The sequence below is a fragment of the Dictyobacter formicarum genome, assembly GCF_016587435.1.
The window spans coordinates 58656-83268 of record NZ_BNJJ01000018.1; the positions used below are offsets into that span (position 1 = coordinate 58656).

General features: G+C 52.7%; 16 protein-coding genes and 1 pseudogene. All 17 read right to left on the minus strand.

The features are described 5' to 3' along the window. Positions 1 to 10 precede the first annotated feature (10 nt). Entirely contained in the window at positions 11 to 1114 is a 1104-nt protein-coding gene (locus JMI88_RS27475) for a LacI family DNA-binding transcriptional regulator (protein WP_201365154.1), read from the minus strand. A gap of 428 nt (positions 1115 to 1542) precedes the next feature. Next, a pseudogene (locus JMI88_RS27480) lies at positions 1543 to 1950 on the minus strand (IS6 family transposase); the annotation flags it as partial. Between the two features lie 60 nt (positions 1951 to 2010). Further along, the gene (locus JMI88_RS27485; RefSeq protein WP_201365155.1) at positions 2011 to 3249 is read right to left on the minus strand and encodes an integrase core domain-containing protein; all 1239 of its coding nucleotides are present in this window, start codon (positions 3247 to 3249) and stop codon (positions 2011 to 2013) included. A gap of 926 nt (positions 3250 to 4175) precedes the next feature. Then, positions 4176 to 5225: an integrase core domain-containing protein gene (locus tag JMI88_RS27490; protein ID WP_236023090.1), complete on the minus strand. Its 1050-nt coding sequence runs from the start codon at positions 5223 to 5225 to the stop codon at positions 4176 to 4178. Between the two features lie 1001 nt (positions 5226 to 6226). After that, positions 6227 to 8305, minus strand: coding sequence for an ATP-binding protein (locus JMI88_RS27495; RefSeq protein ID WP_201365157.1), 2079 nt, complete (start codon positions 8303 to 8305; stop codon positions 6227 to 6229). Positions 8306 to 8315: 10 nt separating this feature from the next. Then, a complete protein-coding gene (locus JMI88_RS27500; protein WP_201365158.1) occupies positions 8316 to 10412 on the minus strand; it encodes a hypothetical protein in 2097 nt (698 codons plus the stop codon). 17 nt (positions 10413 to 10429) lie between these two features. Next, positions 10430 to 12487, minus strand: a complete 2058-nt coding sequence (locus JMI88_RS27505) for a ricin-type beta-trefoil lectin domain protein (protein ID WP_201365159.1) — start codon at positions 12485 to 12487, stop codon at positions 10430 to 10432. A 16-nt stretch (positions 12488 to 12503) separates the two neighbouring features. Next, positions 12504 to 14336: a hypothetical protein gene (locus tag JMI88_RS27510; protein ID WP_201365160.1), complete on the minus strand. Its 1833-nt coding sequence runs from the start codon at positions 14334 to 14336 to the stop codon at positions 12504 to 12506. 27 nt (positions 14337 to 14363) lie between these two features. Next, positions 14364 to 16793: a phage tail protein gene (locus JMI88_RS27515; protein ID WP_201365161.1), complete on the minus strand. Its 2430-nt coding sequence runs from the start codon at positions 16791 to 16793 to the stop codon at positions 14364 to 14366. A 68-nt stretch (positions 16794 to 16861) separates the two neighbouring features. Further along, positions 16862 to 19198: a baseplate J/gp47 family protein gene (locus tag JMI88_RS27520; RefSeq protein ID WP_201365162.1), complete on the minus strand. Its 2337-nt coding sequence runs from the start codon at positions 19196 to 19198 to the stop codon at positions 16862 to 16864. A gap of 18 nt (positions 19199 to 19216) precedes the next feature. Continuing rightward, positions 19217 to 19612: a GPW/gp25 family protein gene (locus JMI88_RS27525; RefSeq protein ID WP_201365163.1), complete on the minus strand. Its 396-nt coding sequence runs from the start codon at positions 19610 to 19612 to the stop codon at positions 19217 to 19219. Positions 19613 to 19636: 24 nt separating this feature from the next. Beyond that, the gene (locus JMI88_RS27530) at positions 19637 to 21268 is read right to left on the minus strand and encodes a hypothetical protein (RefSeq protein ID WP_201365164.1); all 1632 of its coding nucleotides are present in this window, start codon (positions 21266 to 21268) and stop codon (positions 19637 to 19639) included. Positions 21269 to 21281: 13 nt separating this feature from the next. Beyond that, entirely contained in the window at positions 21282 to 21986 is a 705-nt protein-coding gene (locus JMI88_RS27535; RefSeq protein WP_201365165.1) for a phage baseplate assembly protein V, read from the minus strand. 11 nt (positions 21987 to 21997) lie between these two features. Continuing rightward, a complete protein-coding gene (locus JMI88_RS27540) occupies positions 21998 to 23107 on the minus strand; it encodes a phage late control D family protein (RefSeq protein WP_201365166.1) in 1110 nt (369 codons plus the stop codon). A 23-nt stretch (positions 23108 to 23130) separates the two neighbouring features. Continuing rightward, positions 23131 to 23310 carry a hypothetical protein gene (locus tag JMI88_RS27545; RefSeq protein ID WP_201365167.1) on the minus strand — a complete coding sequence of 60 codons (180 nt, stop codon included), beginning with the start codon at positions 23308 to 23310 and terminating at the stop codon, positions 23131 to 23133. 11 nt (positions 23311 to 23321) lie between these two features. Then, positions 23322 to 24020, minus strand: coding sequence for a CIS tube protein (locus JMI88_RS27550; RefSeq protein ID WP_201365168.1), 699 nt, complete (start codon positions 24018 to 24020; stop codon positions 23322 to 23324). Between the two features lie 15 nt (positions 24021 to 24035). Then, positions 24036 to 24611: a phage tail protein gene (locus JMI88_RS27555; protein ID WP_201365169.1), complete on the minus strand. Its 576-nt coding sequence runs from the start codon at positions 24609 to 24611 to the stop codon at positions 24036 to 24038. Positions 24612 to 24613: the final 2 nt, after the last annotated feature.

Here is a 24613-nt window from a genome sequence, read left to right on the forward strand (position 1 = left end):
TGCTTCCCGCTCAGGTTTCATGCTGAATTCCGCTTGAGTAGCGGCGTCCGGAACCACATGAATTGCGCACGGTCAGAGTGAGCGGAAGCTGGATGTGACAGGATGGCCAGGTATGCCCATCAGGACTTGTTTGCCAATCCGGGTCAAAGGGAACCGCAAATTCCAACCAGTTGCGCGAAGGCTTGAAGCGCGGATTGAGCTGAGAGAGCAGCATTTCGACGGCACACTGACCGATTTCATAGAACGGCTGGCGTACCGTTGTGAGCGCGATGGAACTTTGATAAGGCGGGATGACATCATCGAAGCCAACGATGGCTATATCTTCGGGTACGCGCCAGCCCAGCTTCCCCAGTTCCATAATTACACTATAGGCCAGATAGTCATTGCCAACGACAATGGCGGTGGGTGGAGTGCTCATGGCCTGAATCTCTTGCAGGCATTTCACGGCACTACCATCGTCGTAAAGTGCTAGCATGGGATCTGGCTCTATACCAGCCTCCCGTAACGCCTGGCAGTAACCATGATAACGATCATGGAAGCAGGGTAGATCAGGGCTGGGAAAGAGAAAGGCGATGCGTTCATGCCCCAGTGAGAGCAGATGGCGAGTAGCCAGGCGCGCCCCACCCGCATTGTCTACACTTACCCAGGGACTGTCTAGTCGAAGGGCCGTCAGATTGATGATCACGACGGGCAGGCCACTGCGGGAGAGCGTGATCAAGTGCTGGGGCGAATGGGTATGAATCGAGGCCAGGAGACCGGCGGTGAGATTCGTTGTCAGCACTCGGTCGACCACGTTGCGAAAATCTTTGTGACCAGCCGAGCTATAGAGAATAATCTCATAACCGTTTTCCTCGACCACGCTAGCGATGCCCCGTATAATTTCCGGTATAAACGACCACAGGGCTGGAAGAAGCATACCGATGAGTCGGCGATCTCCACGTGCCAGATGCATCGCTGTCTGATCAGGCACGAAGTCGTGTTCCGCGATCACGCGCTGTATACGCTCACGCGTGAATGGATCGACATTGGCGCTGTTATTCAGCACGCGAGATACCGTCGACTTTGAGACGCCAGCCAGGCGTGCGATATCACGAATAGTCGGCTTCTTTGCCATACGCCCTTCCTGCAAACAAATCGAAAAGACAGTTAGAATGCGGTAAAGATTGATAACGATTTATGGAACCGGTCCCATAAACACATAAAATGCCAGTAAACGCTTACTCATATGTATATATGCCATGAAACCGGTCCCACAGTCAAGTGTTTTGCAGACGAAATTTGGTCTGATGAGTGATTTATGGCGGTGTTTGGACGAAAAAGGATGAAGTTCTTTTTTATTGTATAGTATACAAGGTCAGGAGATGTTGATACTTCTGATCTTTCTGGTAATACGCATTAGAGAAGGACCGATGAATAGAGCATGAGTTTTGCGGATACCTTACTGACGGTATTGTCAACTTAACCAGAGAAATGAAGATTATTGCTGAGTTATAGTGAAGAAGGATGCTGATGGGTCATGGAAGATATGGGGGATACCTCTGGTTATGCGAATCGCTTTGCTCCAATCACTTCATTCCATGTTTGAAATCGGCCCTGTAAAAGGGTACGATATTCCCCGGCAGTCAAACGGTGACGTCGCGGTTGGAAATGCCCAGCAATGGGGCCGAAGGCGGAGAGGAAGCGTTGGGCCTGTTTGGCTGATTTGAACCGCCGCATCTTCTTTTCACGCAGTCGGGTGGGTTGGTGGGAATTTTCTGCCCGGTTGTTCAATCCTTTGTGCTGCCGATGCTCGACGCCAGGCAGGATCTCGCGTTTCGCTGCGCCATAACTCTTCAGTTTATCCGTGATGATCACGCGTGGAACGCACTGGAGCCTTTTGAGGAGCTTCCGAAAAAAGCGTTTCGCTGCTTGTTTGTTCCGTCGGCTTTGGACAAGGATATCCAGCACGTTGCTGTATGCAGTTGGTCCCTCGTCTCCCGGTCAGATCGAGCACCTTGTGTCCCTGCCCTTTCAGGATGAGCTAAGCGCGCGAACCCGCTGTCGCCGCTCTTGCAAAGATCGAAGACGATGTTCGGCTCGCGCCTGTTCTTGGATCTGTTGCACATACTCCGCAAACGGGAGCGCGCCTTTTGACCAAGCAGGCACGGGCAGTACTTTGAGGATCTGCCCCTCGCCCCACAAAACCAATGTCGCTTCCGCTGCATTCAGATGGACCGTGATGAGTTGTCCGCGCCATGCCTTCCCCACATAATACCGCTTCAGGTCTAACTTGATCCGTCCAGCGGCATCCACGCGACGACGGAAGACCTGTTGTGGTTCATGGTGCAGCCAGGCCAAGGGGTCTACCGCAGTCGGCAAGGCTGGTAAAGAGGATGTTTCGCGCAATCGCTCTGCTGGAGGCCGATCCAGCAGAGCGCGTCCCTGGTGCGGGCGCTCGTGATTGTAGAAGGTCTCAAAGGTGGTGAGAGCTTGCTGGGTCTGCCCGGCTGTGCTGGGACGTTCGACCTGCAGACATTCTTGCTTGAGTGTGCGATGAAACCGCTCGACATACGCGTTTTGTTCGGGATGCTGCGGATCACAGACATGCATGTCGATATTCAGACAACTCCCAAAGCGCAACAAGGCCGAACAAAAATCACTGCCTTGGGGACTGCCGACAAAGCGGGGATCGCGGTCCAAGGTGATCTGCTGGGGCACGCCCCAGCGTTGCATGGCATGGACCAACGCTTCAATGACCGTCTCGGCCGTAAAGTCATGGCGCACCTCGGCATGCAGCCAATACGACGAGCCTTGATCAACCACATTGAAGATTTCCAGGCGGTGCTGCTGCTTGCCTTCGGGTTCGATGTCAGCGCTGCCCACATCTTTGAAGTCAATCTGCCACTGCCGCAACGGCTCCACTGGCTCCAGTGGCTCATGGTGGGGCTGCTGCCGGGGAACAATATACCTGAAGAGGCATAAATAGCGATAGATCGTACTGCTTGCCGGTGGTGTGTAGGTCGCTTCTCCTGCATGCACCTGCCGTCGCAAATACGTCCGAATCGTGCGTGGACCGGCTACCCGATGCAACTGCTCCGCAAGCTGTTCTCGCAGCGTCACAATCTGCAGAATCTCATCAGGAGAGAGGGAAGGTGATGGGGTTTTGCGGGCACAGGAGCAACCTTGTAAGATCACATAGACCTCCTCGAAAGGGGCATTGAGATAGGGACGCAGGCGCCGTCTCCAGTTTTTGACCCAACTTTCCGACATCCCTGTCTCCTTGACCAATTGCGCTTGCTTCCACTCCGGATGACGTTGTAACAGACTATACAACAAGAGGCGTTTGGGATAGGATGGATGCAGTGCGCTTGCTTACTGCCGGAGAGTTGCTTGAAGAGCAACACGTAAGCAGTCGTGTTAGGGGTAAGTGGCATGCGTTTGAAAGTGGCAATTTCAGAGGTGTGAAGCCCATTGACAATGTACCGATTGACCTAGCCAGGGGAAAACAAAGGGCTACCCCTGCGGCCTATGTTGACGAGAGGAACCTTCGTCTGAAGCGTCGTTATCCTAGAGGGGTGAAACTGGCTGATACACCCTGACCAAAATGGTAAGGCGACGGCCTAAACGCTTGCATCTCGTTTGGGACTGCTTCCTGGCTCGCCCGGCGTAAAGAAGGCAACTACGGGTCGCTATGACACTTTCCGGTGGGAAGACAAGGAACTCTCATACCGCTTGACCGAAAGGAAGCGAAAATGCCAGCTTGCGGGAGAGAGGACGGAGGCGGCGTAGTAGTCAAATGCTCCTCTGTAATGGAGGAGACAAGGCGAAGGTCCGCCAGGGTAAGTCCAAAGAAACGAGGAAAAAGGAGTGAACCGGGAAATGCAGATGACGGTGGATTTTCCACTGGTGCGTCCTGGGACGATCTAGCAATCGCCAACTCTCCACCTGGGAGTATCTGGACCCAACCGGAAAGCCGGATGCCGAGAAATTGGCCTGTCCGGTTTGGAGCGGGGGAAAGGTCGAAAGGTCCTACCTATCGCTACTGGCGATACTCCCTGGTTGTGTTCAGTGTAAATGACGTTTGAGCAGAGCGTATCGCTTTTTCCTCTGGATTTCCAGGGGTTCGATGTCGTCGGACACCCCGGGAGACGAGGGACCAACTGCATACAACCCCTCATGAGTATGCCTTCTCTGGTTTATGCTGCTCTTTGGTAGTCATGGTGTAATCCACCTAACATCGGAACAGAAAGCACGTGGCCCGACTGGCCTGGAGGCGGTGCAGAAAGCTCTGGTGGGTCTGGAAGCCGTTGCTGAAGCCCTTGGTGAGGTCGGGCTTGATTGAAGTACCGCACATAGGCCTTGAGGAGACGATAGAGTTGTTTCTCCTGGAAAATGAAGCAGTGATCCAGGCATTCGCGCCTCACACTCCCGAGAAAGCGTTCACAGACCGCATTCGCCTGGGGAGTTCGATACGGAGTGCGAAGCACTTTGATGCCACTGGTCGTTGCTACTCGGGCGAAATTCGGCCCGAATTTTTTGTCATTATCCCGGATGAGGTATTTGGGTGTTTGTCTATATGGAGTCGCCTCTCGCAGTTGTTGTGCGACCCAACGATCAGTTGGAGACCGTGTCACGTTCACATGGATGACCTTGCGCGACTTCAACTCGATGATGAAGAAGGCAAACAGCGGACGAAAGAAGAGATCGGTCACCTGCAGGAAATCACACGCCCACACCTCTGCCGCATGATTGCGCAGGAACGTTTTCCACGTCTGCCCACTCGGTCGTGTGCGGCGGATGGGTCTCATATATTTCTGAATCGTCCGTTTACTCACCCGAATAGCGAGCTTGAGAAGCTCGCCGCGAATGCGCTCCGCTCCCCAGAGCCGATTGTGTGCGGCCATCTCCTTGATCAAGCTGATCGTTTCAGGCGAGAGCTTTGGCTTTCTCGCCTGTGCCTTCATTTTACGCCTCCAGAACAAGCGGAAGAGCTCCCGATGCCAGCGGAGGAGCGTCTCTGGTTGGACAAGGAAGAGCGCCTGTTTCCAGGTTCGGACCATCCTGGCGAGGAGCACCAGAAGAAGCCGGTCCGTCTTTCGGTAGGGAGGCCGTTTGATCTGTCGATGAAGGATAACCAGTTGCTGTCGTAAGAGCGCATGTTCCGCGAGCAGTTCAGTCTTGCTTCTGGTCAGATCGGCGAGTGTACCGAGCGCAAGAGAAGTCGTTGGTGGCTTTATCCATCGCAAAACGTGTTCTTGAAGGGCATGGAAGCCGAATGAGACGCATTGTTTGATCGAGTGCGCCACGTAAGTGGCGAGAGAGAGTACTTTGGTGAAGGCTGTTGGAAGGCCTTCTCTGCACCTGACTTACCCCTGCCAACTGGCTGAAACCTCGAAAGAGGAGGGCGACGATAGCATGTCAGGAAAAGGCCGCGTAGGGAAAGAGGTCGTGCTTCCTGATCGGTCAGCAGAAGATGTGCATGGTCAAAGATGAATTTCTTGAACTCCAGTCTTGTGGTCTCTAGCATGACACCAGCGAAAACGACCCGTAACGCTGGGCTGGGAATGAGGCGCGTAACCTCGTTCTGCGTGCCTCTCCAACATTCTCAGCACACTCTGTTCCCAGAGGGGAAAAAGACGAACGGAGGGCCTACACACGTCGCATCTTGCTCTCGTCAAAAACGTGGGATCGCCTAAACAGGATTACTCCTGCATGGCGACGGAAGTCCAATATTACCCAACGTACGGCTGTAATGGCTTGTGCAGACCTCTTGTGAGGTCCCGACAAGAGGGATAAGCGGTGGTAACACCGGCGAAACCAGTTCTGTTTGGGGGGAAGTGGGCTAGCGGAGTCTGAAGAACCCTGAAGAGGAAAGTGGGATGTGCTGATGCTGTCCCGAGAACTCAGAAGGAAGTACTCAGACAAAGTGGAGAGCCGTGTGCGGTGACAAGCCGCAAGCACGGTTCGGGGAGGGGGGTACGGGCGACCCAGCAATGGGCGACCGGCCCCTACTCTACGGAAAACACAGACCGCACAGATGGATCCTCGTCTTTGTGAAAATGGGCGCAAAGTCAGAGCGCTTACGCAGCGTGGACTGTGTTGATTGTACGCACATTTCACGTACATTGGCAAGAAAGCTTCCTTCATCATGCACAACAGGCCGATTTCCTGAACAGATGTCCCATGTAGCCAGCACAGTACAGTGAGTCATGCATAACAGGAAGTCCTTTCATCTAACCTATACTTTCTATCCACTTCTACGCCCTTGTTTTACATGCAGCGGGCAGGCCGCGCCAGCTTTGCGATACTCGCGCAGCACCGCAGCCTCTAAATGCCCATCATTGACCTGATCTTTGTTTCCCATGGCGAGGAGTGTGGCATGTAGAGCCGCATTGCGAATCTGTCCGCCAGTCAGAGCGCAGCGTGATGCAACCTCTTCGAGTAAGGCTGCGCTTACACGGTGCGACTGGGGAAGGTGAGATTGCCAGATGAGCCAGCGTTCATGAGCTTCGGGTGGAACAAAGTTAATGATAAAGTCGATGCGGCGCGAGAAGGCGCTGTCGATGCGGTTGCCTGCGTTTGTAGTGATTATGATAATGCCCTCGTAATTTTCGAGCCGTTGCAGCAGATAGTTCGTTTCCAGATTGGCGTAACGGTCGTTAGAAGTGCGAACGTCGGTGCGCCCTGTCATGAGGGCATCTCCTTCGTCGAGGAGAAGCATGACATCCAGTTCCTCTGCGCGTGAGAGGACGAGGCTCAAGTTGCGCTCGGTTTCGCCGATGTACTTGCTGACAACTGCTGCCAGGTCCACGCGATAAAGATCCATCTGTAACACTGCTGCCAGAGTGCGTGCCGCCAGTGTTTTGCCAGTGCCACTGGGACCTGTGAATAGCGCGCGTACTCCACGATTCAGGCTCTGCTTGAAGGCGGGCCCGCTTTGTTTTAGCAAAAGTTCTCTATGCTGGCAGCGCGTCTCCAGCGTACGCAATTCCTGGGCTACTGGAGCGTTGACAATGAGGTCACTCCACCCCTGAGCTGGCTCCAGGGCAGTTGCTAGCGTTTCCAATGCCTGGCGATTAAGCGCGCGTGTTGCCTGCTGCACATCGGTCGTAGCAACCTCCAGGCGACCATCGAGAGTGGCGAAGGACTGTACCAGCGGAGCAGTCTTTACTATGTGGCCGCCCGTCAGTAGAAAACGGGTGGCGATACTGTCCAGTGCCTCAGAGGATGTTGGTATATCGGCTGCTTGCCAGAAACGACGGCGTGCTTCACGGTCAGGGGCTGGCAGGTTGAAGTTCAGTGCATGGGAGATCAGCGGACCTTGCATGCCACCGGTTGGACCAGATGTGATGCCAACCGGGCTGCTATAGCCGGGTAACATTGGCAGGCTGATGGCCTCGCCTGGTCCTGCCTCGTAGCGCAGTACTGGCATAGCTCCCATGAGGGTTGCTAGTGGCCCCAGCAGTTGCCAGGCGTCGTCACCGGGTTTGCAACCTTCGCAGAGCAATAGCGAGCGGTTGAGTGTTCGGGCTATCGCTCCAAGTGTAGTGCGCCTTCCGGTACCATGCATGCCACGCAATACGAGAGCTGTGATATAGTTGCCGGTGAGCAGATCAGGCAGATTCATAATACGCTGGTGTAGCGCTGTAGGCAGAATTAAATCATCCAGTCTGGGAAAGTCGTTGGCTCGCTGCCAGGTCAGGCCCGATGCTGGTTGGGTCACAATGCGGCCACGTAGAGCATCCCAGATGGCAGAAGGAACACGCAGTATCCATTCAGGGCGCGGGTCTGCTCGATTTTCAACAGAAAGTAGTCCCAGGTCAAGCAGTGTTTGGCATGTCTGCCAGGTATCGGCATGCTCACTGGCAGCATCGCTCAATAGCCAGCTTAACAAGCCCAGGCTCGGGCGATGAGCTGTTTGTGGCTCTTGCAGAGCAGCAAAGAGGCTGCCAAAACGTATGTCTTCCTCAACAATGCCAGTTGCAATCAATATATGTACTGCGTGTGTGCTCAGTCCAGTTTCATCGATAAGCGCACGGAGCGGCAAATGCTCCGTTGTTTGCGCTTCCCATTGCGCACGATATGCATCCCACCACACTTCTTCCTGCATAGGAGGCAAATCGGTGGGTAGGCAGGCGCGTAATGTGCTGTGATAGCCTTCCAGAAACGAAAATTGCTCAAGGCTCTGCTTGCCTATCTCGACGGCCTGTATCTGGGTGAGGAGTTGTTTGACGACAGCGTACAAATAAAGCAGAAAATGGTTCTCGGCTCTCGGGAATATATTGAGCGGCTGGGAGACATTATTGGCAGTTGAGATATCTTGCACCGGAGCACCTCTAATCAAAATGAAACAATATGATACGTGCTAGATCAGGTACCCATCCGGGATTGCGATCGAGTCCGACACGACGGATAGGCAGGCTGATCTGGTCCATATTCATATACAGGTCAATATGTGTGCGGCTGACGAGCAGTCGAGCACTTTTGAAGAGTAGCAAGTCTGGCAGCAGGCTAATATCATGTGTATTTTGTCTGAGAGTATGTAGTAGGAGATATTGTATAAAGCTGAGCACGCGCTGTAGCCACCAGCTTGTGCTTTGGCTGAGCATGCCAGAAAGGCGCTGTTCGTTCCCGAAAAGAGTTTGTGTATTGCTCTCATTTGAGACATGCCAGGTGATATTGTTTACTCCTGCTGCCTGATATGCCTCTATTTCTGCCGTAACGACCTCGTCCAACGAGCATCCAGCTAGAGGAATATCGGCGACGAGATAACCTGTGCTCTCCTCAAGCAATAATAGGCGTGCCTGGTTGGTATAAGCAATCCAGGTTGGTGCGCTGGGACCATAATTGCGCAGCCACTGCGCTGGCAGACGAAATGCATCCTGTGGCGGTAGCGTAGCGCCAGCAGGGATACCCGCCTCACGCCTGTCAAGTGAGGCCAGCATACTCCAGATGGGGTCATCAATCCAATCGTCATGTAGAGCATGCAGCAGACCACGTGCCAGTACCTCCACGATACCCCAGCCTCCTACATGCTCAGCCAGATCACCGTTCGCATCCCAGCAGACAGGCAGATCGAGCCACGATAGAATATGAACCAGGTAGAGGATGCCTCCTAGCCTGGTCGGCAGCCCTTCATCGAACTTCTCAGCAGGCTGACTATCCAGGCTATTAGTGAACGTTGTTCTGGCTCCACTCAGATTGTCAGCAATTGATGACGAAGGGGAATCAGATATCTGTGCTGGTGGTGCAGAGATAGGCGACGTATCACCTGTTTGAATGTGGCTGGACACCGGTGGCGGTAGGAGATTCTGTGTCGATGCGGATGTTGTGATAGAGGAAGATGTTGATATAGCCTCTATATTTCCGTCTGGGATCGATTCTAGGAGGGACATCATTTCTCGGCGTTGTGCCGACTCGCATGAAGATGCAGTTTGGTGATTCTCCATACATTGGCGAGAAGATGTTGCCACCTCCTCGCTTGAAATATGGGGCATTTCGCTGGAGTGCTCACGCTCTCTATACACACTGCGTTCCAGGTGACGTTTCTGCTGTGTAGCGGCAAGATTTGTATATAGCCATGATGCTACTTGAGTCATAAAGTGTGTACTACGTGCGAAGGCCGGAGCGTACTGAAGCGTGCGGGCAAGGCCGAGTAGATAGTGTGCTTGCGGTGCTAGCTCTGCTGGTGGCATTGGTGATAGCCAGCGCTGCCAGGGTGGCTCTGGTAAGGGAATACGATGTGGTTCTGGTGTCCATGAAACTGCTGAAGGAAAAGGCTGTATGGGCAGTGTAGTAAGCTGCGGCGAGTCGTCAGCTGTCGCTGTCACCATTGAGGGTAGAGCGAAGGCAGCATGTAGAGCCTGCGTAACAGTGCTTGCCTGGGCAGAAGAGAGCGTAGCGACGGCGGCATACACGTCCGCTTGCTTCATAGAGCTGAGAGCGGCAGGCAAGAAGGCAGCCTGCGCTTGCCATACAGTCGTTAGCGCAGGACCGAGTACCCTGGGAGCCCCATGTAACACTTGTTGCCAGTACCAGTATTCCCATGCCTGCCCGCTGAGAAGATCACGTATCAGGCAAGCCAGCATTTCGGCTGGATCGGTAAAGAGAATACTGGTAGCACTGGCTGAGACCGGGCCAAGAGTAGGGCGGGCTGCTGTAGCGTAGAGTGCTCGTATCTGGTCGTGTAGACGCGTAGTCCAGTCCGACGGTAGAAGTTGTGATTGGGCCGACAATGGAGCCAGATCGTCTAGCCTGCGCACAATCAGCACGGCACTGGTCGGCAAACCAGCAGGGCGCAAGTCAGCGCTCTTCAGCAAGCGCTCCGTACGAAGGCGCAGAGTTATGGCGTTCATCTCAGCATGTTCTACCCCACGGTCGCGTACGCTGAGATGGCCTATCGCTGGTTGTGCTTGATCCCATGTGCTCATCATACGACTATTCTCACTTTCTATTGTGGAGGGATCGCCCAGGTAAATGGACGCCGAGCCCTGGTGAACATGATGTACAGTGGCGAAGAAGGATTTACCAGACTCTCTCTGACGAAGTACGTATTGAGTGCTGGAAATGGCGCTTGTTGCGGGTTATAAAACTGAGCAATGTCGATGGCATCATCGTAGCAGGCTTGTTGCATGAGAGAAGTAATAGCCGCGCCATCAACAATTGCCTGGTTGACCACAAATGGTACTAGCGGGTGGGCGGCAGGATCAGGGACATAAGGATCAAGGTACCAGCGTTGATTAGGGATGAGCTGGCTATTTTTCGGATAGGCAATGATTGGTGTGATGGGTGCTGGCTGCGCGTAGTAGATATCCGCTACGAAACCATTAGACTTACTGACCAGGCAACCATCTGCATCGATGCTCCACTGTTGGTCCGAGCTTTGCGGCTCTTTTTTTTCGTCGGCAGTTAGTAGAATCTGTGGTGCGCTAGGAGACGGTACAGATATAACATTGCTTGGTTGAGCTGCTGGCGCTGGCGCAGCACTGGTTGATTGAGTTGCTGGCGCTGGGGGCGCAACGCTAGGCATTGGGATGGGTAGGTTCTCGACGTGCGATGCTGTAAGCACAAATCCGGTGAGCTTGGAGACAATATAACCGCCCTCAAAATACCAGAGCTGGTTATCCGAAAGGGGTGTATTGCGTGGAAAGCTGATCACCTGGGTGCCGGATTGTTTGTTGGACTCTTTTACATCCATGACGAAGTTAGTGGTCATTCTCGTGCGTATCCAGAAGTATTGATGGCTGTCAAAAAACGTGGCATAGCTAAAGCCATTCTCTCCCCTATTGACAAAGTTTCCTGCAGACCCTTCCGCTACCAGCCGTGCTAGTAACAGGGATCGGAGTTCATCGAGAAATGGGTCAGGCGTTGCCTGAGAGGATGTCTGAATCCCAGCTCCTGTCAGTGATGACGTTGGCGGTCCAACAAGATTGAGCAAGCTATCGAGGGTCACAGGCACGAAACCTACCGGGGGCAAAAAGCGAAAGTAGTCCTTCATCGCGACCGTGCTGGCTTTCTTGTCATCGATAAGCTGTTGAATGTGACCTTGAAATTGCAGGAAGCGAGCTTGAGCCGTGGCTTCGCGCTTATCACTTAGTAGACCTGTCCAGGTGCGTAGCAAAGGTACGCGTTGTAGAGGTGATTGTATGCTGCGTGTGTTATCTGGTGGCATACCACTTGTGGATGGTGTGGTCTCGGGGGTACTTATCAATGCGCCAGGTCGGATCAGTCGTCGGCGGGCCAACCACGCATCTACAAAGCTCAGTGCGCTACCCGTCCAGTAAAAAACGGCCAGAGGCAGATCGTAGGGCGTCAGATCAGCGGGATCGAGCAGATCAAGACCACCAACGGTATCTGGAAAATGGAACGGATCGAGTGCGAGATCTGGTAAAACTTCACTGCCGTAGCACCATTGAGCGAGGAGAGCGCGCCGGTTCGTATCGTTGACTCCGCTAACCGTGTCAAAGCCTGCCAGACGTATGATCTTGAACTGTATGCCCTCAACCTCCCATTGGCTTCCACAATGTGTTGCGTTGCTTGTGCCATTTCTGATGTCGTTGGTTGCCGTAAATTGTGTAGGTGCCAGGCCCTCAAGATGTGAGGTAAGCAAGGCAGTAAGCACATAAGCACCGGCAGTAATTGTTGCGCTGGCTGCTCCCGGTTGCACGCTCTGCGCTGTGCAGATGCTAAAGCCTCCTGTATCATTCACTGGCTGCTGAGGGGTATTCTGTAGAGGCAGTGCTAGCGTGATATCGTTGGGCAGGCGGATCAACTGACCTTGCCGGTTTAAACCCGAACCGGATGTCACCTTGATACTGGAGGAGTCAAGCTGGCTTGCCACTAAGCCATCAATTACCCCGTAACCGCTGGCTTGCCCTAGCCAACCTTGTCGTGTGAGCACTGCCTGCTGATCTGTCTGTAGTTCTTCAGCAGAGAGCAGACGACCATTGAAGTAGTGCGGCACGCGTAGTCCTCCATTGAAGGTAGCTTCTAGAAACTGGTTGCTCATTATCTGGTCTCCTGACTCAAGCTGACGGTATGCTTACATAGGCAACGATAGCGTCTTTCCCGTTATATCCTTCGAACTTGATGTTCTGCTGTTGCATATATGCCCGTAGTGAAATGACGTTATTAGCGGCCACCTGCACTTGCAGTTGGTCAACTGGGAATACCAGGCGCAGATAGGTAGGGGGAGTGAGAGGTATAGCCTTGGTAGTGCTCGGTGTCAGCGTAAAAATATTGCGTTGAGAACCCTTATCAACTTGACTTTTGATACTTTGTGTGCTGTCGTTGCTGCTGCTCGGTTCGATTGTGACGAAACACGGGGATGCATCTTGAATGAAGACGCTATTGCTGGCCGGGTCCAGGTTCAGGTGAAACCACAGCTCAAACTTAGGCGGGGAAGCGCTGAGTGTCGTAACCGTTACAAAGGGATGGGTAGGCAAGTTGATGATATCTGTGATAGAAAGCTGCGGAGGAGGGGCCACTGGATAGGCTGCAACGCTATAGATGGTAATGGTATTGGCGACACGATCATGTCCGACATATGCGAAGTTGAGTGCGTCAAGTGCAATTTGCAGGAGGCGTGGATTTACGCCCTGGTCGTCGCTGGTGGTGATAGCATTAAGTATGAAGGTAAGCGCGAGGCGTGCTTCTGATGGTATTGCTTCAGCTACTGTAATATCAAATACATTGCGTGTATTAGACACCGCCGAGACATTGCTAATAGTGCGCGTCGTATCTTCGCTCTGTATCTGCATCTGTGCCAGATCTCCTTTTGCGATTTGATGGATCTGCACTAGATCGGGGTGATGGACCCAGAGGCGCAATGTGTGGTTATCCCTTGCCTGCAACGTTGCAAACTCACGCTCAGGCTCTGGTAGTTTGCTCTGTAGGATGGTTTCCTGTGCTAACTGTGTGTTCAGCAAGAAGGGACGTCCTTCATCATTCGCTTGTGCCGAGAGGATTTGCCAGGCGGTGTTACTTGTAGTTCCTTTTTGGAGTATAAGGTCGATACTCGCCAGCAAGATAGCCGGATTGTCCACTGTAGCATTATTGTCTGGATTGAGCAGATCCGGATGCAGTTTGGGGCGCATCTCAGTAACCCAGACCGTAAAGATGCGATCTAGCGCTTCCCGTGCTCTGAAAGCGGGCAATTGTAAGAAATCCTGAGAGAGTGTGCCAGGAAAGGCTTCGGGGCAGGGCTGATCTAGCTGGCGTATGTACTCGATGATTTTTTGCTCATCAGAAGCGCCGGTCTCGGGCATGAGCCGTATCTGTGCCAGCAGCTGCGCAAAGCAATGTTCGGCATCCCAGGTAGCCATGCCAGGTTTTGTCCAGGTTAATTCGATGGTATAGGAATCATGGATGCGCGATGCGGCCCTTTTCGTCTCGCTGCTGCATCCCTGTCCTGGGACGGGTACCAGGTCATCAGGGTATGCCTGATAGCTTGCAACGATATAGACGTGTCCGTTGCCATCAGCATCCAGGTGGCTAGCGACATGATTCAGATTGTTGGGGTCCTGGTCCTGTTTTGCCAGCCATGCCTGTAGATGAGCGCATAATGTATTCCTGACCACAATCGAGCGGCCCCACTGGTCAATCGCCATACCAGGGTCTATGGTAATCTCCCGCTCGTTTGTATTATCACTCGGGGTTTGCAACGTCACCTTCAGACCGGATACGGTACCGAAGCCATGCAACTCACGATTATAGAGATAGTTCTTCTCTAGAAAGTATTCTTGCTCCTGGCGAAATTCGTTAACACCCAGGACAAGGCCGAATTCATAGTTGACCCTCTGGTCAGGGCTTAATACGCCATTAGCCAGTGATAGGCACTGTTGATTGATATCGTTCATGCTCTTGCTCCTCAGCGTTAGTTCTATCTATGGGACTCGCTCTATAGTACCTGCATTGGGATTACTAACCGGGCCGCTATTCTGGTCCTTCTGTAGAAGGACCAGGCGTTCAATGAGATCAAAGGAAGAAGGAATCGCAAGGTAGTTATCGCCCAGGTAAGCGCTGCCGAGTTGTAGTGGCGTGAACCGTAGGCTCTCGCCCAGGTAGGTATCCACTCCAAGACGGACTTTACCGATGCGGAAGAGATCGCCGTATGGTTCCAACTCGAACTTGGTGTGTGCGGGTTTCTCCAGAGCAACGATACGTCTCACAAGCGCAAGCTGTTCCTCGTGAAGGTTATGTGGGAGGAACAGACTAAAACGATGCGCATATTCCTGTACAACCTCGGCAGTAAGTGGGGCTGATGGTTGTCTTCTCTCTTCAGAGAAAGAGGCAACCAGGTTGCCTACATCACGTGCCAGGAAGTGCTCCACAATGCGCACGTTTCCCCTGTTCGGGCCAGCGAAGTCGAATAGGGACTCATCTATCCTCTCATCTAGATACAGGCGCACAGCTATTTCAACACCTGGCACAGTGCCACGCCAGCGGTAGAGCTTATCCACGTGCTGGACCAGAAAGCGACGGCGCTGCTCGCTCCACAGCGGATCAAGAACCAGGTCAAACCAGCCTGCCAGCCAATCGAGTGTATCAGATGGCGTAGTACGGGGATCAAATAATACGGCTGCCTGCTCAATTTTGTCTTCCAGATTGGTATAGATGCCTTCAAAATTTGCCAGCCAATGCTCCAGAAATGAAGCTGATACAGGATTTTCGCGATACACTGCTGGCATGTAATGATCCAGGTAGGAAAAGCGTGGATACCATGCCCGCAAGGCTCGTATTGCAGGCGTAGAGCGCCCGGTGCCTTGAAGCGTCAGTTCAATTTGCAGGTAGCGACCATAGATTTCTTGAAAGAGCAGTTCCCATGTGCCCGTACGTTCCGCTACTGGTTGCATATCACTCCAGGGATCATAATAGGGCAACTCTGCCCCACCGGAGCGTAGATACGGATCAGGTTGCTGATTCCAGCCAGCTTGTAACAGCAGCACAGGATCATCGGCAGCCCGCGCTCGTACGCGAATGCTGGTACCCTGCGGAATCTGCGCATCAAGAAAAAGACGGTGCCAGGTACAACCAGGAATAGTACTGTCGAATGGTTCTCCTGAAGTGGCTGTATCTGTTGCAAAGTGCAGCGGTGTCGTGAGTATAGCCAGACCAGCGTAATGGCACTCCGTATATGTATGTATGGGGACCCAGCGCTCTGCAAAGTCGTAGTATACCTGTCCATTGCTGGCGACGATAGCCTTACCATTCCAACTGCGCAAAGGTAGAAAGTCGCCCTGATCTATCAGCTTTGTGTCTGTGCGATCCAGCACGAAAGCAAAAGCCTGTTTCCCTCCCTGGTCAGCTACATAAAGAATATGGCGTATATCTGATAAGCTTATAGCGCTTTGACAATCGCATCCTCGCTCCCGTATCTGACCGCCCGAAGACAGCATATTTACGTCGCTTTCAATATAGGCGAAATCGTGTCCCAGGACCGAGAAGCGAGCTGCAATACCCTCGCCGAGAGCAGGGTCCTGTGCTACTACTGCATCCTGTAGCGAATACATTGCTACCTGCTCTGCTCCCTGATATTCATAGATAACCGAGTAGCCCAGAGAGATATCGGCATCAAGGATCAGAGTGTGCCCATGTGGTCCCGGCTCAATACTCACCGGGACACGTGGTCCACCGGTCAGCGCATAGCCGCCATAGAGCGGAGCTATATAAGCAACACGGCTACCAGGATCTACCGCTTGAAAGGATGACATCTGAGGGCTGATCGCATCCGCCAGCAGACGAAAATGCTCGTCGAGTATCCAGTACATCTGATGGTCACGGTCGAGGACCAGTACCCCACCTTCTGGAGTTGCGGCAAGGTCCCAGGGGGTAAACTCTGTGGTGTCAGGCCAGCGTAGCGGGAACGGAGGATTGCCACTCTGCAAGTCGAAAATGAGCAGCCCATGCCCGGTTACATTGCCTACAACCAGATAGCGCTGTGCTGTGATAGCGAGACTTCGCAGCAGGAGTGAAGCTGGCTGAGGCGGTTGACAGCTCATAAATGTTGCCTGGTTGCTGGCGATGCGCTCTTCATTATGTTCAGCACTCGTCCAGAACTGGAATGAGGCAGTTGCACCATTGGGAAGGCAGCGAATGCCGCTCTCATCCTGATCAATCCAATACCAGTTACCAGCGAGGTCTTGTGCGGCTCCTCGCCGTGTATTAAGCGCTAATGGCTGTGGTGTCTCGTTTGAGAACTGGCGAAATAATGGCACTTCACGCGCTAAACGCAGACTGGAGCTTGTATGATCCCACTCAAGAGGCGTGTAGGTCACGTTATGCCAGAGATTACTGAGCGTCTCGTTTTCTAGCAAACACTGGCTCCAATCATCGCAGCCATATAAGAGATGATATTTTGTACCATTAACGTCCACGGCTTCACCTAACACTTCTGCGGTAACACTGGTACCGGAATCACATTGACCGGCGTAACAGTAGTTTGGCCTAACAATGCCTGAAGATCCTCCGCTGTCCCTTCACGCACGTTGATTCCAACTACCCTGGGCAATTGTAGCCCCAGGAGAGGGATACGCTCTACATCCGTTGGTATTGCCGAATCAGCGGTAACGATGCCTAGCTTAATTGAGTCGATATAGCGGACTCCTGCCACCCGTGTGACGATGGCCTCTAAATCCTGCCGCCGCACTTCTGTACCGAGCGGCCAGCCAGTTCCATAGAGCTGTGTCAAGTTTCCCGGCACGGCCCCGGTAGAGGAAGTTGTACCCATTGCAGTTGAGGTTACGGGAAGACCTCCCGTGAGCGGTGATAAGTAGGAGAGCAGCGCCGTTCGAACGTTACCCTGCACGGCCTCGCGCATTTGACCAGGCATTGTTACAGTGCCCACTGATATCCATATGGGTATGTATTGAGGACCGCGCACATACACCTCAGTTGTCACAAGACGGCGCGGGTTGAGCCAATTGCACACAGCATTAAGGAATAGGCGATCAGGCACAGGTGCATCGGGTTGCACCTGATCAAATTTAGGAATGACCATGATAGTGATAGTGCCAGGCCAGGTCTGATCGGGAAAGTTGCTATCAAACTGCTCAGGGTTGAAGAGAGGCAGTACCTCTACTCGACCCATAGTAACGCCCGGCGTACGTAGTGTGATATCGCGAAAATCATCTACGGTTACCAGGCGATCACGATGCCGCAGGTAGCGAGAGATATTGCGTTCGCCATCTGTAACGCTTTCACCAGCTTGCGCCCCCCAGGTTGGCAAAGCATTGGTTACCTTGAAGCCGCCTGGCAGCGCTGCGCATTTATTAATCGCTCCTATCGCAACCTGGCCGTCAGGTCCGCCACCGTACTCATACGAGACACGAATAGTTTTTCCCAGTGGCGGGCGTTTGCCGTGCAGACCACTGCCAAAGCTGATCTGCCCTGCTTCTGGATCGAGGGTATAGACCTGATCGGTAGGACTGGCTGCATAGAGATCGTCGGTAAGGCTCCATGTTTCCCAATTATTGTTGGCATTTTGCACCTCTAATACAAACGTGTTGCCCATATCACCAGTGTTCGGCTCCATAATAACGGGTGTATTCACTACCTTGAACGTCTGATCAGGTGCTCCGGTGCCTACTCCCAGTACCTCATTGTCAATCTTCAGTGCCTGGATGACCCGCGCTGCATTGGCACCAACCCATGTCAAATGCGCTTGTTGCTGCATTCCCGTACTGCCATTGAGCGAGTCCTGTGGACCAGGGAGGCGAATGCGTATCCAGGTTGCTATGCGCTGCGCTAGTAATTTGTCTTCTACCAGTGGTGGGTAGTCACCCGTGCCCTCCTCTGTGGGAGCGTAATTCCAGAGCACAAGCTGCTTATACTCAGGAAGTCTGAATTGTACGATGCCTGGTTCCTCCAACACATTGTCTGCATAGTCGAGGGTCAGACGCACATATTTCGCCGGACCCATGCCACTGCCAGGATGAGCGGGATCTGGATCAGGTGCGGCGATCTCAAAGATCAGGCCGGGATCACGAACGGACCTGGCGGATTGAGAGGTTGCTGGAGAAAGGACTTGCTCTGTGCTTTTGGGCGTGGGGAAGATACCCAATGTAAGGGTTTTGCCTGCAATAGCTGCACGTACATCACTAAGAGCAACGTTCTGTGGCCCTACCAACGCTACCCATAACGAACGGTCAAGTGTACCATGTATATGGTCATCCAGGTCTACCGAGGGCAGAGGCTTACCAATCTCAGGTGAATCTAGCTGTTTGGCCTGGTAAAAGGTTAACTGATCGGAAGGCTGCTCAACAAATGCACTGAAGAGCGAGAGATACTGCTGTTGCGTTCTTTTATCAAGGTCGTTCTGCGGCTGCTTATAAAACGCTGCTGTAGTGACTGGGAGGATACATACAGGGGTGCGGGTACGGAAAGCAATGTTGTTGGCGTGTACAACCTGACCAGCGGTTAGAGGCCAGGAGCGTAGAGGGCCACGCTCATTGATGAAACTGACAAAGCCACTTCCAGCCGATGCCGGCTGCAAACCAATGCCCAGAAGTGAGAGAAACTTGCGCCGGTTTGCTTCTGGAATACGATTGCTGCGGTAGAGCAGGTTTTCCGTCATAAAAGCAAAGAGTCGCACAAGTGTGATACCGGGATCGCTCTCATTAAAATTCGTCCACAGTGGTGTATGTACTGGGATGCGCGCTTTCGCTTCTTCGAACAGTTGCTCGAAACTACGATCATCAAGTTGTATCGGTTCTATCGGCATGTATCTTCTCCCTTGCACTTATACTTGTTGCATAAAGGTCAGGTTGAGTTGTTCCCGTTTCTGTATGGCAATCAGTGTGTAATAGATAGCGATATCGACAGCGCGTTGATCGGCTGGATTGACACTGACGTGAATATCGTTGAGCGCCACACGCGGTTCCCAGCGTATGATGGCGCGTTTTACTTCTTCCTGGATCAGACGTAAGGTGCTCGTGTTGTTTGGCTCGAAAAGATAGCGATCCAGTCCACAACCGAAATCAGGTTGCAGCACACGTTCGCCAGGTCGCGTACACAGGATAATACAGATCGATTCGCGTACATTCGACTCCCCTGACGACCAAAGCATTTGCCCATTTGGCCCCACCTGGGGAGGGAAGCCCAGACTGCGTCCATATAGATCTGCTGAATTTGTCATGATAATCTTCTCCAACTTCTAGTGCTACTTCGACCTGGGCAACGGGAAACAAATTCTGATAAAAGGCAACCACCAGAAGATAATATTGAATAATAACAGGAAGAGAAACATTACGATAAAAGCAACTAGCGTAATGATGGGAAGGGAAAATGAGCAGATCATGGCGACGCTTGCGCCAGTTCCTAATAAGCCACTACCCTGGAGCATCCCAGTATGCACTCTATTGATTACGTCGTTTAGTTCTGGCGTCATCTGCATACCGACGCCTCGTTTAAACTGGCGCAGGTCTTTAAGTTTGATGCTGGGAAGCTCAATACGAATAGGCCGTGCAGGTGCACGGGGGTCGAGAGGTTTAGCGAAAGTGAAACTGGCTCCTGGCTCGCTGACAATCGGCTCATAACAGGGACCACGTTCATAGAGCAAGCGCAGAAAGTAGATATCTCCACCCGGAGGATCATTCTTGAGTAGATCTTTTACTTCAGGGGGTATGTTTATTGGCCTCCCGGCTTCTTTGATGGCTCGGCAAAATGCGCCATAGAGATTGAGATTGTTTATGCTGGACGTATCCAGGTAAGATGAAGGTATGATCTGCGTGCGGTTAGCTGGCTGATTGCTATCTTGTTTATAGACAGGGTTGAGCAGGTAGTTATTATCCGGCAGATCATCCAGGCCTTGTGCCACGGCTAATTTGTCACGAAGATTGTATAAAGCGTCGGCCAGTGTAATCATGTGGTTGGCATTGCTGGGTAGGGAATTGGCTATATAGATGCTGTACAACTCGCTAAATAGCCCTTTGCGCTCAGTCATCCCGTTAAGGCTGGAACCGTCAGTACCCAGAGCATTCAAGACTTCGGGTAAGAAACGTTGTAAGCAATCTCCCATGTCAAGGATCAAGTACAGGCTTATTTGCCGCAGCAGTTCGGGGTCTGAAAGCGGCTCAGGTTTAAGCGTATTCCCTGGACTCTGGTCAGGATTCGTTACGTACAGCATGCGCCATGCACCAATCACGCGTGTGGCAATTTCATCGAAGCGCGGATCACCCACTGTCGCATTCGTTATTTCCTGTTGGATATCCGCTATCGCATTTGCAGCCGGGTCAAGGTATTTCTCACGACTGCTCACGGAGACGTAGCCATAGTAGATTGTGCGTGGATCGCTGCCTGCTTGCGATTGAGCCTGTACAGGATGCAGAGGGAGACGTTGCTCATCTGGCAGAACGGCAACAGGACTATTATGTGCATCTAGTAAAGGTTGCCACCCTTTCCGAGAACCGTCGTTAATCCAGCCGTGTTCCTGACCATTAATCATTCTGCGCAGCACAAAAGATGTGCTTTCACCGTTTTTGCGTACAACCGTGTGATCGGGTAGACCCCAGAGGCGACATACCAGCGAACCTAGTACGAGATAGTAGCGCTGGTGCATCGGCTGGTACAGTTTGAGTACTCCTGATGCATCCTTATCCTGTGGCCCATTCAATGTGAGAGGGGTTTCGCCCGCCATCATAGAGAGAAAGTCGCGCAAGAAGTTATCGGTGGCGAACTCGGCCAGGTAAGGTCTGGTCATATCCTGGTCTGTAACTCCCCATAGCAGCGCTGGTTTGAGCCATCTGGTCGTGGTAACTGTCTGTGTGGGGCTTTGTATGGTCATACTTTGCACCGTGGCCTTCTCCTTACCAGATATTGCCAGCGCCGGGGGTATAGCTAGAACTGACAACTGCATTGGTGATCAACGTATCACACTGCACTACTCCGCTGAACTGCGACATACCTGCACTGACTGTGACCAGGCCAGCCTCAATTTTTGCGGTGCTGGCCGAAAGTGAAATCTCCGAGGTTGCGATTACAGTGATGCCTCCTGCATCCAGCCTGATGGAGTTGCCATTGCTATCTTCCGCAAGTAGGGAGTTATCGGTGTCATTAAGAATGATTGATTGACCATTGGGCGTTTCCAGGCGCAGCTTGACAGCTCCTACGGTATCGTCCAGCGTAATACGTACCCCCTGGCGCGAGAGGATTGTTTTGATATTGTTATCCCCTGCGCTATCCATCCTTTCCGGTGGCACATCAGCACCGTTCCATAACGAGCCGATGATATAGGGGCGGCGCGGATTTCCTCCCTCAAAGGCGACCAGTACTTCGTCGTTGACCTCGGGTACAAACCAGGTACCACGGTTATTGCCTGCCATGAGCGTTGCGAGGCGAGCCCACGCTTCGTATCTGCTGCCTTTTCCATCTGGTGCCCAGGGCAGACCTACTTTGACTCGCCCCTGCGTTTCGGGATCCATGATATCAAGTACAAGTGCTGGATAAACTCCGTAGAACAGACCTCCCGGCCCGACTGCTGCTCGCTCCAGATTGGAAGAGTCCAGATTCATACATATACCCCTTAGCTAATAGAGTTTGATAGCCTTCTTATGCCAGCACGCTCCACGTCAAACGTCGTACGATAGCCATGTACGCTGTCATAACTGTGGCGTACATGGGTCACATAATAGGTACCGTCGAAGAGATTGCCCAGTCCTCCCAGGCGCAGGTTACAGCCCACACGGATGCGCCCATCACCTCTGGCAACACCCGTCCCCGTGACGAAGCGGCGGGCTCTCTCTCGATAGCGTGCTATAGCGATGCTCTGTGCTTCCTCGCTGGTGAGGGGAGCCGTGTGGACAACGTATTCCTTGCGTTCGCCGAAAGCTTGCTGAAGGAAGAAGCTGCCGCCTCTTTGAGTAGTGTCCGACGCCAGCTCGTTCTGGATTGCGTTCTGGTCGCCTTGTTCGTCTATCGCATCCTTCGCACTCGCGTCCCAGCCTGTGACATGCACTTCCGTACACTGGTGCGCAAGGTCGGCACGTACGCTGAACGAGTACAAGTTAGCCCCATAGGCCAGGTCAATGTGTATCTTTGCGCGGTTTGCGCGTGATTGAGCGAAGAGCGTTGTCTCGGCTACCCACAGTTCCACACCGATATTCCTTGCTAGTTCTCGAATGAAAGCCAGGTCGCTTTGATTGACCTGTGCCAGGATCTTATGTGTGGGACCTTGCGGTACATCCAGCATTGGCGTGAGGCTGTGTTCCTCAGCAATCTGGCGCAGCACATCTTCATCTGAGAGATCTTCGAATGTACGGGTACGCCTGGTCATACGCAGGTTCTGTAGCTGATCTTCTGCCAGTACCGTAATCAGCGCGCCTCCGCCAAACGGATACTCTGCCTCCAATCCACTAATTTTTCCCCTGAACACCTGGCCGAAAGTAGTGTCATTCACAGGCATGGAGATAGCAAAATCTGTGCCAAAATCGAGCGCAGAATTTGCAGCGTATAAATAATCTTCACTCATTCCTTGCGTCACCAGGCCATAGTTGTTGAAAAGTGCCTCGCACCTGAAGAGTCCTTCGGTTGTCTCTTCGACTAGCACCGACTGGATGGTGTTACTAAGCTTGTTATCAGTCTGCCCATTGATCAATACCGTTGGGCGTGAGATGTAGGCGGTGGACTTCTGCATAACGGTCAGGCTCCCAGCGTTAGCTAGTCCGCACGCACACGGCTGCGGCGTTGTTCAAAGTGGCGCACAATCTGCTCGATATCCACTGGTTCGATTCGCGGTTTAGGTTGGGGTGACGGCTTCACTGACTCCTGGCTCTGCGGCTGCTTTGTTGTTTGCGGCGAATCGAGTATGATTTCAAAGTCATTGATGATAATGCCCATTGTTTCCTCCTCTATTGCGTTACGTTAATGGGTATATTCAGATTGAGGATGGTTCCCGTCGCTAGTAATCTTGGATTATCGATGTTATTTGCTCTGGCTATGGCTTTCCAATCGTTGCCTACGCCAGCGCGTCCACTCAGACCTTGTAAACTATCTCCTGCTTGCGACATCGTCAAAGGGGTTGTACCAATGGCTGGCCCCGTGCTTGCCTGTGTGCCAGTGCCGGGAGCTTGGTTGTTTACGGTATCACTATCCAGAGCTACCTCATTCATGCTCAGGCTTACAGTTGCGCGCAGTGGTATACCTTGCTCTGAAAAGAACTCCAATGTCTCATTGAGTGACTGAATATTGCCGTTGAATAGGAACGTTCCCCAGCAAAAGCGTACTATTGGAATCGAAGGAGTAATGTTGGCGTTATTATTGTCCTTCACTCCCGGCTGGATCATGCGGGCAAGGTCCAACGTGGTATTGCGCACATCCTGGCCACTCTGAGTCGTATCGAAAACCAGATCAAGAGAAAGGGTTGATCCGAAGCCGGTGCGTTGCGCAGGAACTTCTTGTAGAGCCAGTTGTTGCACACTTGCCTCTGCCCCCGTGACTCCGGTTGTTTGATAACTCACCTGGAGGCTCTGAGGATTGAAGTGGACTGCAACTTTGAGACCTTTGTTGCGTCCCTGCACAACTTCCAGGTAAGCCTTGACCAGTGCCATTGCTTATCTCTCCTTCTAGATGATGTTCCGGCTGGAAGATGTGCTATTACTCAGTCCAGGTCCGCCGCTCACCGTGCTGGAGGCCATATTTTGACCTGAGCCTGCCTCTCCGGCAAGCCGCACACTAAGTCTGCTATAAACTATCTGCATCTCCTCTATGGCGACCTGCCCATCTTTGGCGTTGAGCGATGGTCCACGTAGTCTAACAGGTAAACAATTTGTGAGCACAAAGCTCAGGCGAGGTCTGCCTGCTGCATCCCATTGCGTTACGACGCCCTGGGCTGTTGCACGCTGTCCTGTCTGCGTCGCTGCGGCAAACCAGGTCCATAGCTGGATGTTCGCTGTCATACCGCGCCTCAACGTTAACTGGCCGTAGCTCACTGGCCCCATGAGCGTAATGCTTTCCTGGTTATTGCCTCCCTCGCGTAGTATCTTTGGTTCCATAGACATTTCCAGACCGTCGCACTCGGCGAAGGCAGCATTACAGATCGGATTTGTTATACCTGGCAGCGCACTATCCAGGTTGAGCACGACCTCGAAGCGAAAGGCGGTATAGGGTGGCTCTATCGTTTCCAATGCAGGATTGGGCATTG

Coding starts and splice junctions, on each gene's coding strand:
- JMI88_RS27485 (WP_201365155.1), bottom strand. CDS start 3,249: ATGTCGGAAAGTTGGGTCAAAAACTGGAGACGGCGCCTGCGTCCCTAT.
- JMI88_RS27500 (WP_201365158.1), bottom strand. CDS start 10,412: ATGATGAGCACATGGGATCAAGCACAACCAGCGATAGGCCATCTCAGC.
- JMI88_RS27520 (WP_201365162.1), bottom strand. CDS start 19,198: ATGCCGATAGAACCGATACAACTTGATGATCGTAGTTTCGAGCAACTG.
- JMI88_RS27505 (WP_201365159.1), bottom strand. CDS start 12,487: ATGAGCAACCAGTTTCTAGAAGCTACCTTCAATGGAGGACTACGCGTG.
- JMI88_RS27475 (WP_201365154.1), bottom strand. CDS start 1,114: ATGGCAAAGAAGCCGACTATTCGTGATATCGCACGCCTGGCTGGCGTC.
- JMI88_RS27525 (WP_201365163.1), bottom strand. CDS start 19,612: ATGACAAATTCAGCAGATCTATATGGACGCAGTCTGGGCTTCCCTCCC.
- JMI88_RS27535 (WP_201365165.1), bottom strand. CDS start 21,986: ATGAATCTGGACTCTTCCAATCTGGAGCGAGCAGCAGTCGGGCCGGGA.
- JMI88_RS27555 (WP_201365169.1), bottom strand. CDS start 24,611: ATGCCCAATCCTGCATTGGAAACGATAGAGCCACCCTATACCGCCTTT.
- JMI88_RS27545 (WP_201365167.1), bottom strand. CDS start 23,310: ATGGGCATTATCATCAATGACTTTGAAATCATACTCGATTCGCCGCAA.
- JMI88_RS27550 (WP_201365168.1), bottom strand. CDS start 24,020: ATGGCACTGGTCAAGGCTTACCTGGAAGTTGTGCAGGGACGCAACAAA.
- JMI88_RS27510 (WP_201365160.1), bottom strand. CDS start 14,336: ATGAACGATATCAATCAACAGTGCCTATCACTGGCTAATGGCGTATTA.
- JMI88_RS27540 (WP_201365166.1), bottom strand. CDS start 23,107: ATGCAGAAGTCCACCGCCTACATCTCACGCCCAACGGTATTGATCAAT.